The sequence below is a fragment of the Ruegeria sp. AH7 genome (genome assembly GCF_056541325.1).
In genome coordinates, this window is record NZ_JBQFYF010000006.1 from 1 (window position 1) to 16,187 (window position 16,187).

The window sequence follows — 16,187 nt, forward strand, 5'->3', positions numbered from 1 at the left end:
CGTGTCACACCCAACATGCGTCCCAGTCAAACTCAAATGATCCCGCAAAAAACCAGACAATAACGTCCGACCCTCTACATCGCCACTCACAGCCTTACCGTTCACAGTCATTGAAATCTCGGCCATAACATCCTCCCTAAAACTCTCTGCTCAAACGCCCAGAACGCGTTTGAGCCAGCCTTTCTTTTCTTCTGTCTCTTGAACTGGCTCAATCGGCTCTGCCGTGGCCTCATCTTTCGCAGCAACCGGTTCGACTTCGACCGCGCCCTGGAAATTCTCGAAGAACTGGTCGGCCATCTTCTTGGCCACACCATCGATGATCCGGCCACCCAGTTGCGCCAGCTTGCCACCCACCCGGGCATCAACACTATAGGCCAACAACGTCCCTTCCGGTGCGTCGGACAGGGTGACATCGGCAGAACCCTTGGCGAACCCGGCCGCACCGCCCTTGCCTTCACCTGTTAGTTTGACGCTTTGCTGATCGACCATGTCAGACAATGTGACCGAGCCTTTGAACGTGGCTTTGACAGGTCCGACCTTCTGCACCACCGTTGCTTCAAATCCGTCTGCGGCCGTGCCCGACATTTCTTTGCAGCCCGGTACACAGTCTTTCAACACTTCTGCAGATAACAACGCATCCCAGACCTTGGACCTTGGTGCCGCTATGACGCGGCTATCCTGTAGCTCCATGCCATTCCCTCCAAATTTCTTGCTACGCTACGCGGTGAATACCGTGCTGCCTATTCGACCTTGGGAGTAGTCAGCGAAGTTTCGGAGGGGTGTGGGTCAGGCCGTAGGTTTCAAAGATCTTTTGAATCCGCCCATCTTGCAAAGCAGCATATATAGCGTCATCGACCGCGTAGCTGAGACCCCGATAGGCAAAATGAACGGCGACGCCGCTGGTCCAGGTGCTGACGGCAAAACTCGGCAGCGGCGGAGTATGAATGTCCAGATCCTGAGTGAGACCGGCCTCCAACTGCGCGCGGGGGGCCATGGCTGCCATCGTTTCCCCTTCGGCCAGCGCGGTCATCGCCTGTTCGGCGGACGGGAACCTGTGTAAATTTTGCGAAAGCTGGCCGCCCGGAAAGGAAGACAGGTAGAAATCTGCGATCGAGTCGTTTTCCACGGCCACCGTATCGAACCGGAAATAAGCTGGGACCGGGGGGTCTTCGGGGTAGGCGTCGCGGCGATAAGCGATGGCGATCTCTTCATCGTGATATTGTCCGGTAAAGACAACCTGCTCGACGCGGCAGGCGAATTCACTGTCATAGGGAATATGCAGCATCACATTTGCCACGCGACCATTGATCAGCGGGCCTTTCCAGATCCAGTTGCGCAAATCTGCTTCTAGGTTCTCTCCTGCGGCGACCAGTTTGAACCTAGGTTCGACCCCCAGATCCTCGGCGATCAGCTTGCCGATTTCGATATCTACGCCCTGTATCTTGCCATCTTTTTCGAACGACCAGGGTGGGAAGTCCTCGTAGGCGGCAAAGTCGATATAGCCGCGCTCGACAATGGTATCGAGATCGGCGCCGACAATATCCCGACTGGCATTTTGAGGTTTAGGTTGAGGCACATGATCTTCGCATCTAGCCAGAGCCGACCCGGACGTAAGGGCGGCAACCAACAGGGAGAGTAAAAAGAGCGATCTGATCATGCGCCTCAGTCTGCCGCGCTATTGCGCTGCAGACAATCCGATAGTCAGTTGTTCGGCGGCTTCTGCGAAATCCGGGCTATCACCCGAGATCAAGACAGCCGCGCGCAGGGCGACACTGTCTGCGACCGGCGCGCCCGATCCTGTCTCGATCGAGCTGGCAATCTCGTCTAGCTCTGCCTGCAAAGCGCTTGCATCCCCATCGCCACCATCTGCCATTCCCGCGAGTGTATCTCTGATCTCTTTCAGTCTCTCGGAATGATCATCCAGGGCACCGTCATCGGGGCGGGTTTCGATATAGGTCCTGATCGCCCAGGCCGCTTTTTGACCCAGCAGGTCTCCGAAAGCGGGCATTTTGGTGATCCCATTCTGAGTATAGCCTTCGCGGAAGCGCTCGATATACCATTCATCGCCGTACTCTTCGGCTTCAAGGTAGCGAAGGTCTGGTGCCAGCCCGCCCGAGACAACGCCCAGACCGTGGCACCGGGCGCAGTTCTGGTTGTAGCCCGAGTCTCCGATTTCGATGGCCGCTTGCCAAACCTCTTCCCCCTGACTGCGATAGGGGTTTTCGATCAGCCACTCTTCGCTCACGTCGGGCAGAACATCCGTGTTCACCGGTTGCGGTGCGACGTCGCCATGGGCCAGCGCCATGCCCCCGGCGGTAACGGCGCCCAGCACTGCACTATAAAAACCAAGACGCATCTTCTCCTCCTTATGATGCTTTCCTCGGTCATAGCCCAAGCAGAATCACCGCGAAATTCGACCTTGGTTGCACATCCACCTCGATTGTCGACTAAGGTCTAATAGGCGTTCACAAGCGCCACCAGCTTTACTCTGAACCAGAGGGAGGAGGCCAATACATGTTCAGGATTTTCCGTGTTTTTGCGGTGTTAACCCTGCTACCCGGTATGGCCATGGCCGAACTGGAGATCTCAGTTACGTATCTGCAGCTTCAGACAGCCAGACCGCCGGTTCTGTCCAATCTGGACCCGGTGCCAGAGGATCTGGGTATTGCCGGGGCCGAGCTGGGGCTTGCAGACAATCTGACAACGGCGAAGTTTTTGGGGCATAAGTACTCCCTGACTATCCAATCGGTGCCTGAGGATGGCGATTGGTTGGCCGCCGCGCGGCAGGCGCTGGCCGAAACGCCTTACCTTATACTAGATGCGCCTGCACAGGCGCAGCTTGATGTGGCGGATCTACCCGAGGCGGCAGGGGCCGTTCTGTTTAATGCCTCTGCTTCTGAAATTTCAATCCGGGATGAAGCTTGTCGGGCGAATTTGCTGCATACGTTGCCGTCAAACGTCATGAGAACGGATGCGCTTGCACAATTTCTGGTCAAGCGCCGGTGGCAGAGGTTGGTTTTGGTGTCGGGGGATCATCCGGGTGATCAGGCATTTGCAAACTCGATCAAACGTTCGCTTGAGAAATTCCGACTAGAACTGAAAGCAGAGAAGACCTGGGCTTTTGATGCTGACCTTCGCCGCAACGCCGCGCAGGAAGTGCCGCTATTCACGCAGGACTTCGGCGACTATGATGTTTTGCTGGTCGCGGATGAGTTGGACGATTTTGGACGCTATATCCCGTTCAACACATGGGAAGCACGGCCCGTGGCCGGATCTGAAGGCTTGCAGCCCGTCACCTGGTCTCGGGTGGTTGAGCAATGGGGTGCGGTGCAGATGCAGAACCGCTTCTTTGAACAGTCCGGTCGGGCAATGATGCCGAAAGACTACGCCGCATGGGCTGCGTACCGGTCCTTGGGCGAAGCCGTCACGCGCACCAATTCTGCGGATCCGGCAACACTGCGGGCGTATATCCTGTCGGACGATTTCGAACTGGCAGGTTTCAAAGGGCGCGCAATGAATTTTCGCCATTGGAATGGTCAGTTGCGCCAACCGATCCCTCTGGTGACGGATCGGGCGGTAGTGGCGATGGCCCCGCTTGAAGGATTTTTGCACCAACGTACCGAGTTGGACACGTTGGGTATCGATGAAGCCGAAAGCCAATGCCAGGCATTCAAGGAGTGACAAGGATGAGACTAGCAGCACTTTTGGCAGCAACCGCGCTTTGCGCTCCGGCGGCTGCGGATGAGATTTGGATAAGCAATGAGAAAGACGACACACTAAGTGTAATCGATATTGAAACACTTGAGGTGATCAGAACCATCGAGACGGGAGAGCGCCCGCGGGGCATCACGTTCTCAAAGGATTACTCGGTCCTTTATATCTGCGCATCAGACAGTGATTCAGTACAGGTTATGGACCCTGAAACCGGCGAAATCTTGCATGATTTACCATCGGGTGAAGACCCGGAACAGTTCGTACTGCATCCCAATGATCGGCATTTGTATATCGCGAATGAAGACGATGCGATCACGACTGTTGTCGACACAGAAACACGTGAGGTGATCGCCCAGATTGATGTCGGAATTGAGCCAGAGGGTATGGCGGTCTCTCCGGATGGGAAGATTGCGATTACCACGTCCGAGACGACCAACATGGCGCATTGGATCGATACCGAAACGCGTGAGCTGTTCGCCAACACATTGGTCGATTCTCGGCCGCGCCATGCAGAGTTTCTGAAAGACGGAACCGAGCTTTGGGTAAGCTCTGAAATTGGCGGCACGATCACAGTGTTCGATGTCGAGAGCCAAACGGAAAAAGCCAAGATCGAGTTTGAGGTTGAAGGTGTCCACCCAGATAGGGTGCAGCCGGTTGGGTTTGAACTATCGAACGGTGATGAAACTGCGTTCGTAGCCCTTGGACCGTCGAACCACGTGGCGGCGGTGAATGCTGAAACCTACGAAGTTGAAGATTACATTTTGGTCGGGCGCAGGGTCTGGCACATGGATTTCAACGCGGACAAGTCGCTGCTGTTTACCACTAACGGTGTGTCGGGTGACGTGACGGTGATCGATGTTGCGAAACGCGAACCCATCAAGACGATCAAAGTTGGTCGGTTCCCATGGGGCGCGGCTTTCCGCCCAACCAATTGAATGAAAACAAGGAGATATAAGATGGTTCGACTAACAACTCTGGCCGCGATGCTGGCTTTGGCTCTACCGACAGTGGCTTTGGCAGATGATGATGACGATGATGATGGGTTTGGTCTGGCGGGCTTGTTGTCGGCCAAGAATAAGGAAGATCTGCCACCAATCACCCTGTCTGCTGGTGTCCCCCTGTCTGAAGCGCCTTGGGAGTTGAAGTCCGGCACCTATTATGAGTTCGAAATTCAAGGCGATGGCAGTCAGGAACTTGCCATTGTCGGGCCAGAGTTTTTTCGCGCAATCTGGGTGGATGAGATTGTGGTCGAAGGGCTGGAAATCCGACCACTGGGTGTCGATTCAATCGAGTTCGATGAGGCGGGCGAGATGGAAATAGGCTTTGTCGCCATCAAACCAGGCAGTTACTATCTGAAGGTGCCGGGTAGCACTGGCGAAACACAAAGGCTGGAGATTACCATTAAGTGACAGGGCTTTCAGTCCGGAATGTTAGCTACGACTATGGCGAAAAGTGTGCCCTTGATGACGTGAGTTTTCACGTTCCACAGGGCACGTTTTGCGCGCTTCTGGGGCCCAATGGCGCAGGTAAATCCACACTTTTTTCCCTGCTGACCCGTTTGTTTACCACTGCACAGGGCATCATTGAGATTGCGGGGTTCGACATGTCCCGACAGCCTCGCGAAGCCCTTGCGCAGATCGGTGTGGTGTTTCAACAGCCTACCTTGGATCTGGATCTGACCGTTCATCGAAACCTCAGTTACTTTGCTGCGCTTCACGGGCTTTCAGGCCACAAGGCTCAGGCGCGGATTATTGATGCTCTGGAACGGCTGGATATGCGCGAACGTATGGACGAACGGGCGCGCGATCTGAACGGTGGGCATCGCCGACGCTTGGAAATCGCCCGGTGCCTGATACATGAGCCCTCGGTCCTGCTGCTGGATGAACCAACCGTGGGTCTGGATGCGGCGGCACGCAGTTCGATCACATCGCAGGTTCATGAGCTGTCGGCGCATAGTGGTCTGACCGTGCTCTGGGCCACCCATTTAACCGATGAGATCGAACCCGATGATCAGATCGCGGTGCTTCACCGGGGGCAGTTGTTGCATCAAGGGATCTGTCGGGATGTGACAGGGGCAAAGCCATTGCAACAGGTGTTTCTGTCCATGACTGGATCGACTGAATGAAAGGCGCCTTTGTTGCTTTGCACGCGATATTGGTCCGCGAGGCGTTGCGTTTCGTGAGGCAACGCAGCCGGTTCATTGCAGCTCTGGTGCGCCCATTGGTCTGGCTGATCGTATTCGCAGCCGGGTTCCGCGCTGCTTTGGGTCTGTCGATCACGCCGCCTTATCAGACATATATTACTTATGAGATCTACATCGTACCAGGCTTGTGCGGGATGATCATGCTGTTCAACGGGATGCAAAGCTCACTCAGCCTTGTCTACGATCGCGAGATGGGTTCGATGCGGTTGCTCTTGACCAGCCCCTTGCCTCGGTGGTGGCTATTATTCTGCCGTTTGCTGGCCAGCACATCAATTTCCATTCTGCAGGTTTACACCTTTCTCGCTGTTGCAGCGATATATGGAATCGACATGCCGATTATCGGGTATTTCTATGTGTTGCCTGCGCTCATCATCGCAGGGCTTATGCTGGGTGCGTTGGGGATGGCATTATCTTCGACCATCCGGCAGCTTGAGAATTTTGCGGGAGTGATGAATTTTGTCATCTTCCCGATGTTCTTCCTGTCTTCGGCTCTGTATCCATTGTGGAAGATGGCGGAAAGTTCACGTCTGCTGAGAGATATCTGTTCCCTCAATCCGTTTACCCACGCGGTAGAGTTAATTCGTTTCGCGCTTTACGGGCAGTTCAATCTTGCCGCTTTGGGTTGGACGATCCTCGCTGGCATTGTCTTTTTAGGCTTCGCACTTTGGGGTTACGACCCGGCACGTGGAATGAAACGACCGGGGCGATAACCCATATACGACCATAGCAGGGATGAAATAAACCACCCAATGCGATAGTCTTATCTTCAATCGGAGGGTTTGATCATGATCCGCATTGCATACTGCCTGCTGTTTCTCGGCACGTCTGTCACGGCGCAGACGGTCGAGGATGAATTCGGGACACTTAATCCCCAAGACACCGGCTTTGGCCGTGTAATGAGCAATATTGAAAACGGTGTGACAGACATGACCACCTGCGCCACCGGCTATTACATCACCAAGTCTGGTCGGCATGAAATGGCCCGCACACTTTTCGAAAGCTGTGCCGAAGCGGGATATACCGGCGCGATGACCTGGATGAGCCAACTGGACAACAACGGGCTTGGTGCGGAATACGACCCGGACGCGGCCGCCGCGTGGGATAAGCGCGCCGCAGATCTTGGAGATCCGGTTGGCAAGTTCAACTACGGGCTCAATCTACTGCGCGGACACGGTGTGCCACAGGATGAACGGTTGGGCCGCGACTATGTAGATAGCGCAGCACAGGACGGGCTAAAAATTGCAAAGCGCCTTCAGGAATCGGGCTATGATCCGAACGAGGTCACGCCTGATGCGGATGAATGGAAGTATGCACCGCTGTTCTAAACGTCATTCGATTATGAGCTGGGGCAGCCAATGACTGTCCGGATCGGATGCGTGAATATCCTGTTCTGAAACAGGTCTTAGATTTCCGTCTTCGGGTGGCGCTGACAGCAGGCCCATATCCATTTCATGTAGGGTGCCGACAAGGTGGTCGCCGTCAATGCGTAGCTGGTAGTAGACACCGTTCCACATATCGATCCCATACTCGGTGGCCCCCTTGTGTATGAACAGAAGATCGTATTCCAGATCTGTCAGATCGTTTTGCGACACCTGACGTCGCAAGGTGTAGGGGTAGGGGACGTGACACCAGTGCTTTTCTGGCCCCTCCAGACATCGAAACGGGCGCATCGATAAGAAGTGCTCGGTGAAAGGACCGGAACTCAAATCGATCGTGTATGAAAAAGTCCCTTCAGATTCCACGAAATTCACGTGACCGATCAGTATCTTGCGATTTGAGCTGTCCAGCGCGTAGATTTGTTTTTGTCCGTCCAGCGGCGCGGCGGACGCACTTGTTTCAAATCCCAAAACGCTGATCAGTAGGAACGGAAAGAACCTCGACACTGTAGCCTCCTGACAAAAAAGTTGCGTCAATCTAGTTGAAATCCGGCGGTTGCCCCCTACGACCATTGTGCAATTTCGCTCATGGTCCGGTCCGCGAATAATACACTCGCCAACAATCCCGACGCGTCGGAGATTCGGCGTGGAGGAAAGACACAAGTCTAGGGAGGATACCGATGAGCCGGTTTATCATGGCGGCGGTTGCAAGCGTCATCGCGACAAGCGCAGCCTATGCAGAAGTTACCGAAGACGATCTGGCCAATGACCAAACGATCACCAATCAAATCGTCACGAATGGCATGGGACGTCACCTACAGCGCTACAGCCCGCTGGACATGCTGAACAAGGACAACGTCAAGAACCTGCTTCCGGCCTGGGCCTTCAGTCTTGGCGGCGAAAAGCAGCGCGGGCAGGAAACCCAGCCGCTGATCTATGACGGGATGATGTACATCACCGGGTCCTATTCACGCCTCTATGCGATTGATCTGGAGACCGGCAAAGAGGTCTGGCAATACGATGCGCGCCTGCCCGAAGGCATTCTGCCCTGCTGTGACGTGGTCAACCGGGGTGCTGCCATCTATGGCGACAAGGTCATTTTCGGCACGCTGGACGCACGGATCGTAGCGCTGAACAAGGACACGGGCGACGTGGTCTGGCGCGACAAGATTGCCGACTATAAGGCAGGCTATTCTTATACCGCTGCTCCGCTGATCGTTGATGGTCTGGTCATCACCGGCAACTCGGGCGGTGAGTTCGGCATCGTTGGTGCGGTCCAGGCGCGGGACGTCAATACTGGCGATCTGGTCTGGGAACGCCCGGTGATCGAAGGCCACATGGGCACGCTGAATGGCGAAGAAAGCACCATGACGGGTGAGCTGAACGCAACCTGGCCTGGTGACATGTGGAAAACCGGGGGCGGCGCGACATGGCTTGGCGGGTCTTATGACGCCGACACCGATACGCTGGTCTTTGGTGCCGGTAACCCGGCCCCCTGGAACAGCTGGTTGCGCGATGCGGGTACCCCGACTGAAGGCAACAAGGGCGACAACCTCTATGCCGCCAGCCGCATCGGGATCGACCCGAAAACCGGCGAGATCAAGTGGCATTTCCAGACTACCCCGCGTGAAGGCTGGGACTATGACGGTGTGAACGAAGTAGTTGCCTATACCGATCGCGAGGGAAACAAGCGGTTCGCAACCGCCGACCGGAACGGGTACTTCTATGTTTTGAACCGTGAAGATGGCGCCTTTGTCTCGGCTACACCTTTCGTCAAGGACATCTCATGGGCCGACGGTATTGATGAAACGGGTCGACCAATCTTTGTCGAAAACAACCGCCCTGGTGATCCGGCCGCGGCCGCTGATGGCAAAAAGGGTGAGGTGATCTTTGCCTCGCCGTCCTTCCTGGGCGGCAAGAACTGGATGCCGATGGCCTTCTCGCAGAACACCGGCAATTTCTATGTGCCTTCGAACGAATGGGGCATGGATATCTGGAATGAGCCGATCACCTACAAGAAGGGTGCCGCCTATCTGGGTGCGGGCTTTACCATCAAGCCGAACTACGAAGATCACATCGGCTCGCTCAAGGCCATCGACCCCGATACCGGTGAGTGGAAGTGGGAATACAAGAACGACGCTCCGCTGTGGTCGGGCGTGATGACCACGGCTGGTGGGCTTGTCTTCTTCGGCACCCCCGAGGGCGAATTCATCGCGCTGGATGACGAGACCGGCGAGAAACTGTGGTCGTTCCAGACCGGTTCCGGCATCGTCGGTCAGCCTGTGACCTGGGAACAGGATGGCGAGCAGTATGTCTCGATCATCTCCGGCTGGGGCGGTGCGGTTCCGCTTTGGGGCGGTGAAGTAGCCAAGAAGGTCAACTACCTGAACCAGGGCGGTACCTTGTGGACGTTCCGTCTGCCGAAGGAACTTGCCTCAGCAAACTGAACTGCTGGCCAAGTGGAAGAAAAACGCGCGTCAGGTTTGGCGCGCGTTTTTTAACGCATGTACGACTTTCCGACAGTAGGCGGGGTCCGGTCGACTTGCTAGGATTGGTCAGGTTGGGGCAATTTGATTGCAGAGGCCAGAATACATGCTTGCTGAAGCGACTAGAGAAAACGATTTTGAGAAGGTTCTAATCGTAGACGACCATCCGCTGTTTTGCGACGCGTTGTCCATGACGTTGCAAAGTGTTGCGCGGATTGGCGAAATCCACACAGCAGATCGGCTTGAAGACGCAATCGAGCTGATCGCGAAAGGGTTTAGGCCTGACGCGGTGATGCTTGATTTGAACTTGCCGGATGTAGATGGGCTTGAAGGGCTGATACGCCTCAAATCTGTCGCGAATGCCCCGGTTATCGTGGTGTCTTCGCTCTCAGAGAATCGGGTTATCAGTCAGGTCATAAATGCCGGAGCGTCGGGCTACGTTCCCAAGCACAGTCAGCGAGAAATCTTTCGCGCCGCAATTGAAACCGTCCAAACCGGAGGCGTCTTCGTTCCCGATGGATGTGTGCTGATTAACGCGGATGAAGATAGCGAACACAGCGCTGCAGTAAGCAAGTTGATGACCTTAACGAACCAGCAGTCTCGGATTCTGCAGTTGATCTGCGAAGGCAAACTGAACAAGCAGATCGCATACGATCTTTCGATTGCTGAAACGACCGTAAAGGCACATGTTACTGCAATAATGCGCAAACTTGGCGTCCAAAGCCGGACCCAGGCCGTGCTGATCGCCAACAAGGCCTCGTTTGCCAGCGTCTTGCAAGAATAGGGTCTAACAGCATACTTTCATAGAAAGTCGCGCCTTTTAGGGAGGATGGCTCGATGAACCAAGCTGTCGGGTGGGCAACGGCCCAGACCCGTTCGCCAGGTATTGTGAGAACAGAGTTCGTCCACTGCGACACAGATGATGCAGCGTCTGTGTTGGCGGGCGCGTTTGATAGTGACCCTTTTGCGCTGGTTATCCTTTTTGTAAGCGCCAACGCCGATGCTGGTGCAGTGATCTCGGATGCGCGCGCCGTGTTTGCGCCGGCACCTGTCGTTGGCTGCACCACAGCAGGTGAGCTTGCCGACTGTGGATATAGTGAAGATCTGATTGTCGCGATTGGATTTCCGCAAAGTCATTTCGAAGCCCGTACCGTATTGGTGCCCGATCTTGATGATTTTTCGTCCAAAGACATCATCAATGAGATGATCGACAACCGAAATCAGATGATGACTGCTGCACCGGATTGGCGACATGAGTTCACGTTTTTGATGATAGATGGTTTGTCCACCAAAGAAGATGCGCTGACTTCAGAGCTTGCCGTTGGCTTAGGCCCTGTGCCGCTGTTTGGTGGGTCCGCCGGAGACGGAACGCGTTTTGATAGCACCTTTGTGCTGTCGGATGGGCAGGCCTTGCAAAATGCGGCCGTCCTTTGCCAACTGCGCACGCGGTGTCCGATCAAGGTGTTCAAAACCGATCACTTTATCCCCAGCGCCCAACGCATGGTTGTGACAAAGGCCGACCCCGTCAAACGCATCGTTCAGGAAATCAACGCCGAGCCCGCTGCGCGCGAATATGCCCGCATCCTTGGTAAAGACCCTGAACAACTGACAACCTTCACCTTTGCGGCCCATCCTGTAGTGGTACAGATAGGCGGGCAGCATCACGTAAGATCCATTCAAAGGGTCGATGAAAACGGTGATTTGGTGTTTTTTTCCGCGATTGACGAAGGTTTGGTTCTGACCTTGGCGGAACCCAGAGATATGGTGGAACATCTCAAGGAAGAGATTGGGCTGTTAACGCGGGATCAGGTGCCAGATACCATTTTGGGTTGTGATTGTATTTTGCGCCGTCTGGAGGCTCAGGAGAAGCAAAAGACAGGGGCGATCTCTCGAGTTTTACGCGAGAACCACGTTGTTGGGTTCTCAACATATGGCGAACAATACAACTCGATCCATGTAAATCAGACACTGACCGGAGTTGCGATTTATCCCCCGGACAAAGGATAAGCGATGATTGAGGCCCTCATCAATCCAGCTGACACGCTCACGCGTCAAAACGAAAAACTCTTGAAGATCGTGGCCGCGTTGATGAAGCGGGTGGAAGAGTCCACGGACGAATCCGGAGCAGCATATGCACAGTTTCAAAGGGCCGCGATGCTGGAGCAGGAGGTGCGCGCCCGCACAGACGACTTGGAACGGGCGCTAGAGCTGCTGAACGATTCGAATGCCCGCCTGGCCACCGCAAATCAAGAAACCGAGGCTGCACGGGCAAACCTAGCCAATGCGATTGAAACCGTGCAAGAAGGATTTGCTCTGTTCAACCTCGAAGAAGAGTTGGTTTTGTGCAACAGCCGTTTCGGACTTCATATGCCGGACATCCAGGATCAGTTGCTTCCTGGATTGCGTTTCACTGAATATGTCGATTTGGTCAGCAGATCGAAATATCTGTCTCTTCCGGAAACGGTCACAACTGAGGAATGGGCACAGCGCAGGTTGGCGCGCCATGCGGATGATCACGTTGTATTCAACGTCCGGCTTAGCGGAAATCGCTGGTCACAGGTTTCAGAACACCGCACACCGGATGGTGGGACTGTTGTTCTGCAAACCGATGTCACAGATATCATGCGGATTGAGCGCAAAGAGCGGGACCGCATTTTGGATGACAAAGCGCGCCTGATCCGTGCCACTTTGGAACATATCGATCAGGGTGTCTGTATATTCGATAACAAGCTGCGACTGGTTGGCTGGAACAATCGCGCCAGCGAGTTGTTGGCCATTCCTATATTTCAGTTTCAGATGGGTGCACGGTTCAAATCCCTTTTCGACCGCCTGAGCACGACAATCAGCCTGGAAGGTGGTGTGGCAGACACCGATTTGTTGGCCTGGGTCAATCGTCCGACCAACCGGCCTCCGCTAAAGTTTCAGATGCAAAGCGGCGGGTCAAAAATCCTTTCCGTGTTTGCCCAGGAAATGCCGGACCGGGGCTTTGTGATTTCGTTTACGGATGTAACCGCCGAACGACAGTCCGCGCAGGCTTTGTACGAGGCTAAGGAGCTGTTGGAGCAGCGCGTTGCCTCGCGAACGATGGAACTTGCGGATGCGTTGAACGATGCAGAGCGTGCAAATGCATCGAAATCCCGGTTTGTTGCTGCGGCAAGCCACGATCTGCTGCAACCTTTGTCGGCTGCAAAGCTATATGTCGCTGCATTGGGCGGTGGATTGGACCCGTCCGAGGCTGGTATCGTCGCATCTAAGGCCGAAAGCGCGCTAAACAGCGTCGAGCATATTCTCGAAGCCTTGCTCGATATTTCCAAGCTGGATTCTGGTCGCGCATCGGTACACATGTCGACTGTTTCAATCAAAGAGCTTTTCTCGCAAATGGAAGACGCATTCGGGCCGGTGGCCCAAGCCAAAGGGCTGGACCTGCGTTTCGTCGCGACTGATGCGCTGGTCAGAAGCGACGCCACCTATTTGCGTCGAATTCTGCAGAATTTGTTGTCAAATGCGATCCGTTACACTGAAACCGGAAAAGTGCTTGTAGGTGTGCGGCGGCAGAGGAATAGTTTTTCGATCGAAGTTTGGGATACTGGTATCGGGATCGCGACCGATCAGCAAAATGTTGTTTTTCAGGAGTTTCGGCGCTTGAACTCTGACGCAAGTGCAGCCGAAGGAATGGGCTTGGGGCTTGCCATTGTGGAACGCGCCTGCGGATTGCTTAAACATCCTATTCATCTTCGCTCAGAGCTTGGCCGTGGAACTGGTTTTTCAATTGGCGTACCTTCGGCCAAGTCTAAAACTCAACAACAACCAGATCCGGCGGATGTCGGCGAACCAGAATCCAATATACTGGCCTCGAAGATCGCATTGCTGATCGAAAACGACGAAAGTCTGCGTGGAGCCCTCAGCATGACCATGGAAGCATGGGGTCTACACGTTCTGGAATGCGATAGCGAAAGCCAAGCCTTCCACCTGTTGCAAGAGATTGATATTTTACCTGATGTGATTGTTGCGGATTTCCAATTGAGTGACGGAAAAACAGGAACCGATGCGGTCGTTGCGTTGACCGGAAGGTTCGGCAACTTGCCCGCCTGCATTGTTTCAGCCAATCGTTCAGCGGAGCTGACAGAGCAATGTAAATCGGCAAGCCTGCCACTGCTTCACAAACCAATTGATGCGCAGCTGTTCAGGATGACGCTAGAGACCATCATGGGCTCATCGCGATCTTGAGAGAGATGAGCCCTGTTTCCCGACTTTAGAACAGGGGCTTGTACTTCCACTCGTCAGCATCGGGCGTTACTTCGTCCAGATCATAGTCGGCGCTCTGTAACCTTTTCGCAATTGCCAAGCCGTCCTTTGCTGCTTGATCTATGTAGCTGCGCCCCAATGCCTCATCCTGTTTGATGCCGTGACCTCGCATGAGGTTTAGGCCGTGGTTGAACCTTCCGACTGGATCTCCGAGTTCAGCGGCACGACGGTCCCATTCGGCGGATGCATCCGGGTTATAGTCGCCTCCAAGACCGTTGTTCTCCAGCTGGCTCATCCACGTCATGGCTTTGGTGTAACCAGCCTCTGCGCATTTGCGGGTTAGCTTTCTTGCAAGCTCATGGTTGTCGTTTTTTGTAACATTAATGCCCAAGGAACAGGTTACCGAGTCGATGACACCCATTTCGATTTTGCGGGTCAGCATCTCACGGCCTGTGTCCTGTGGGTTTAGAACACCAAGTTCATCTTCTTTGAACACAGGCGGTTCTTCTGCATGCGCACCGAACGAAAGGGCAAGGATTAGGATTGGATACGTAAAGTGTTTCACGAAGCTATCCTCCGATCCAAAGACTATCACGCGATACTAGCTCGTGTCACTTGGACTTTGGTGGTGGAGTGGTTCAGTTTGATCCAGACAACGACCAGTGTCCAATTGGATAGTGTCGGGACGATCACTCTGCCACCTATAAGCAAACGACGACCAGCCTATCTGTGATCCGATGGGGAGGATTTGTCTGGTGGTCAATAATTCACAAGCTGAGAAAATTTGTGGGATTCCTGGATGAAACGACCACAGGGCGTAGCACCATAGCCGTTTCAGAATTCACGCTGCCGCTGTTGCTTCGATTTCGAACAACAATCCGGGGATAGCGAGGCGCGTTACACCCAAGAGCGACATTGGCGGAGCCACTTGATGCGAACCGAACCGCATTCCCAGCAAGTCAAAATTCTTGAGCGCCTCGTCAACGTCGGTCGCATAGATCCCAAGCTTGATGACATTGCTCAGGTTCATGTCTGCCGCGCTGAGAACGGCTTCCAAATTATCGAGTGCAAGATTTATCTGCGCGCGCATATCGCCCGGGTGCTGGGGATTACCATCCCCGTCCACCGCCGTTTGTCCCGCACATATTACCTGACGTGACACCCCGTCAATGATCTCAGCCTGGTTGTAGCCAAGCTTGATCGACCAATCCCAAGGGTTCACAGCTCTCCGTTTCATATCACTATCTCCTCAGTTTTGTTTCCAAAGCCTTGGTAAGATGAAACGGTGACAAAATTTGACACTATTGATGTTAGAATGCTCCTATGAACATTCGAAGCAGACATGACGCCATCGTGCGAAACCTTCGTCGGAATAGTACATCTACCGTCGACGCGCTTGCCAAACAGGTCGGAGCTTCGCGCCGAACAATATTGCGCGATATTTCTGCACTGCGGGATGAAGGCTATGTAATCTACTCTGATGTAGGGCGGGGTGGCGGGCTGCAGCTTGATCCGCGCTCTATACAGACAACAGCAAAGCTATCGGTGTCCGAGGTTTTTGCGTTGTTAGTCAGCGTCGCAACAACACGTGCCGCCGGAAGCTTACCCTTTTCAGCTCTTGCCGATGCGGGCCTTGCGAAAATCGAAAAGGCGCTACCGGCAGAAAAAGTGAAAGACCTACGCAGGTTTTTGGACTGTCTCCATATTGGGCAGCTTTCACCGTTACAGGACTTGTCAGATGTAAGAAAAACCGAGCCTGAGCTTCTTCCTGCATTCGAAGCCGCGTTTCTTCAGCGACAGTTCATCCGGTTTGTTTACTGTGACGCCAAAGGTCAGAAAACGCAGCGCGAAGTCGAACCTCAAGCCATGCTCATACTACCGCCACTATGGTATCTGGTGGGCTGGGACCCGTCGCGCAAAGACTTTCGTCACTTCAGAATGGACCGGATTGCTGATCCTACGGTCGTTCCTGATACTCAATTCCGCCGGCGCCATGTTCCGTTTGAGGATGATGTCTGTCCTTATCGTGAAATGATCCGCAGAACTTAAACCCGCCTCGCAAAATAGGCTTCGAGCCCGCAGATGTTACGCTTTATCGATGCATAAACTCCGCCTCATTCCTCAACAAATACGAAAAATTCATGCTTGGCGCGAACTTGACGT

At 54.2% G+C, this 16,187-nt stretch carries 17 protein-coding genes and 1 pseudogene; 11 read left to right on the plus strand and 7 right to left on the minus strand.

What is annotated here, in order from left to right:
* The 4 genes and pseudogenes from ACR0JX_RS14555 to pedF all read right to left on the minus strand — a co-directional run.
* Positions 1-126 (minus strand): annotated as a pseudogene (locus tag ACR0JX_RS14555) ((2Fe-2S)-binding protein); the annotation flags it as partial.
* A gap of 24 nt (positions 127-150) precedes the next feature.
* Positions 151-690 (minus strand): SRPBCC family protein, encoded by a 540-nt coding sequence (locus ACR0JX_RS14560; RefSeq protein ID WP_480544498.1) that lies wholly within the window; start codon positions 688-690, stop codon positions 151-153.
* Positions 691-760: 70 nt separating this feature from the next.
* Positions 761-1,657, minus strand: coding sequence for a substrate-binding periplasmic protein (locus ACR0JX_RS14565; protein ID WP_480544499.1), 897 nt, complete (start codon positions 1,655-1,657; stop codon positions 761-763).
* An 18-nt stretch (positions 1,658-1,675) separates the two neighbouring features.
* Positions 1,676-2,356 (minus strand): cytochrome c-550 PedF, encoded by a 681-nt coding sequence (gene pedF / locus ACR0JX_RS14570; RefSeq protein ID WP_480544500.1) that lies wholly within the window; start codon positions 2,354-2,356, stop codon positions 1,676-1,678.
* Positions 2,357-2,514: 158 nt separating this feature from the next.
* Here pedF and ACR0JX_RS14575 point away from each other — a divergent pair, with 158 nt between their 5' ends.
* From ACR0JX_RS14575 to ACR0JX_RS14600, 6 genes are all read left to right on the plus strand, one after another.
* The gene (locus tag ACR0JX_RS14575; RefSeq protein ID WP_480544501.1) at positions 2,515-3,681 is read left to right on the plus strand and encodes an ABC transporter substrate-binding protein; all 1,167 of its coding nucleotides are present in this window, start codon (positions 2,515-2,517) and stop codon (positions 3,679-3,681) included.
* A gap of 5 nt (positions 3,682-3,686) precedes the next feature.
* Positions 3,687-4,649: a YVTN family beta-propeller repeat protein gene (locus ACR0JX_RS14580; protein WP_480544502.1), complete on the plus strand. Its 963-nt coding sequence runs from the start codon at positions 3,687-3,689 to the stop codon at positions 4,647-4,649.
* Positions 4,650-4,670: 21 nt separating this feature from the next.
* Positions 4,671-5,123, plus strand: a complete 453-nt coding sequence (locus ACR0JX_RS14585; protein WP_480544503.1) for a cupredoxin domain-containing protein — start codon at positions 4,671-4,673, stop codon at positions 5,121-5,123.
* On the plus strand, positions 5,120-5,839 hold the full coding sequence (locus ACR0JX_RS14590; RefSeq protein ID WP_480544504.1) for an ABC transporter ATP-binding protein: 720 nt from the start codon (positions 5,120-5,122) through the stop codon (positions 5,837-5,839). Before ACR0JX_RS14585 ends, ACR0JX_RS14590 begins: the two co-directional genes overlap by 4 nt.
* Complete coding sequence (locus ACR0JX_RS14595; protein ID WP_480544505.1) at positions 5,836-6,627, plus strand: ABC transporter permease; 792 nt, start codon at positions 5,836-5,838, stop codon at positions 6,625-6,627. Before ACR0JX_RS14590 ends, ACR0JX_RS14595 begins: the two co-directional genes overlap by 4 nt.
* Before the next feature lie 75 nt (positions 6,628-6,702).
* The gene (locus ACR0JX_RS14600; protein WP_480544506.1) at positions 6,703-7,242 is read left to right on the plus strand and encodes an SEL1-like repeat protein; all 540 of its coding nucleotides are present in this window, start codon (positions 6,703-6,705) and stop codon (positions 7,240-7,242) included.
* A gap of 3 nt (positions 7,243-7,245) precedes the next feature.
* On the opposite strand, the gene ACR0JX_RS14605 is transcribed toward ACR0JX_RS14600, so the two are convergent.
* A complete protein-coding gene (locus tag ACR0JX_RS14605; RefSeq protein ID WP_480544507.1) occupies positions 7,246-7,800 on the minus strand; it encodes a hypothetical protein in 555 nt (184 codons plus the stop codon).
* Positions 7,801-7,973: 173 nt separating this feature from the next.
* Between ACR0JX_RS14605 and ACR0JX_RS14610 the strand changes: the two genes are divergently transcribed.
* The 4 genes from ACR0JX_RS14610 to ACR0JX_RS14625 all read left to right on the plus strand — a co-directional run bounded on the left by ACR0JX_RS14610 (position 7,974) and on the right by ACR0JX_RS14625 (position 14,006).
* Positions 7,974-9,740: a PQQ-dependent methanol/ethanol family dehydrogenase gene (locus ACR0JX_RS14610; protein ID WP_480544508.1), complete on the plus strand. Its 1,767-nt coding sequence runs from the start codon at positions 7,974-7,976 to the stop codon at positions 9,738-9,740.
* Between the two features lie 145 nt (positions 9,741-9,885).
* Positions 9,886-10,563 (plus strand): response regulator, encoded by a 678-nt coding sequence (locus ACR0JX_RS14615; protein WP_480544509.1) that lies wholly within the window; start codon positions 9,886-9,888, stop codon positions 10,561-10,563.
* Between the two features lie 53 nt (positions 10,564-10,616).
* Positions 10,617-11,786: an FIST N-terminal domain-containing protein gene (locus ACR0JX_RS14620; protein WP_480544510.1), complete on the plus strand. Its 1,170-nt coding sequence runs from the start codon at positions 10,617-10,619 to the stop codon at positions 11,784-11,786.
* Between the two features lie 3 nt (positions 11,787-11,789).
* Entirely contained in the window at positions 11,790-14,006 is a 2,217-nt protein-coding gene (locus ACR0JX_RS14625; protein WP_480544511.1) for a hybrid sensor histidine kinase/response regulator, read from the plus strand.
* Between the two features lie 25 nt (positions 14,007-14,031).
* Here the strand turns inward: ACR0JX_RS14625 and ACR0JX_RS14630 are convergent, their stop codons facing one another.
* Together ACR0JX_RS14630 and ACR0JX_RS14635 are read right to left on the minus strand one after the other, a co-directional pair.
* Positions 14,032-14,589 (minus strand): tetratricopeptide repeat protein, encoded by a 558-nt coding sequence (locus tag ACR0JX_RS14630; protein ID WP_480544512.1) that lies wholly within the window; start codon positions 14,587-14,589, stop codon positions 14,032-14,034.
* Positions 14,590-14,865: 276 nt separating this feature from the next.
* On the minus strand, positions 14,866-15,261 hold the full coding sequence (locus tag ACR0JX_RS14635; protein ID WP_480544513.1) for a RidA family protein: 396 nt from the start codon (positions 15,259-15,261) through the stop codon (positions 14,866-14,868).
* Between the two features lie 86 nt (positions 15,262-15,347).
* Between ACR0JX_RS14635 and ACR0JX_RS14640 the strand changes: the two genes are divergently transcribed.
* Complete coding sequence (locus ACR0JX_RS14640) at positions 15,348-16,073, plus strand: helix-turn-helix transcriptional regulator (RefSeq protein WP_480544514.1); 726 nt, start codon at positions 15,348-15,350, stop codon at positions 16,071-16,073.
* Positions 16,074-16,187 lie beyond the last annotated feature (114 nt).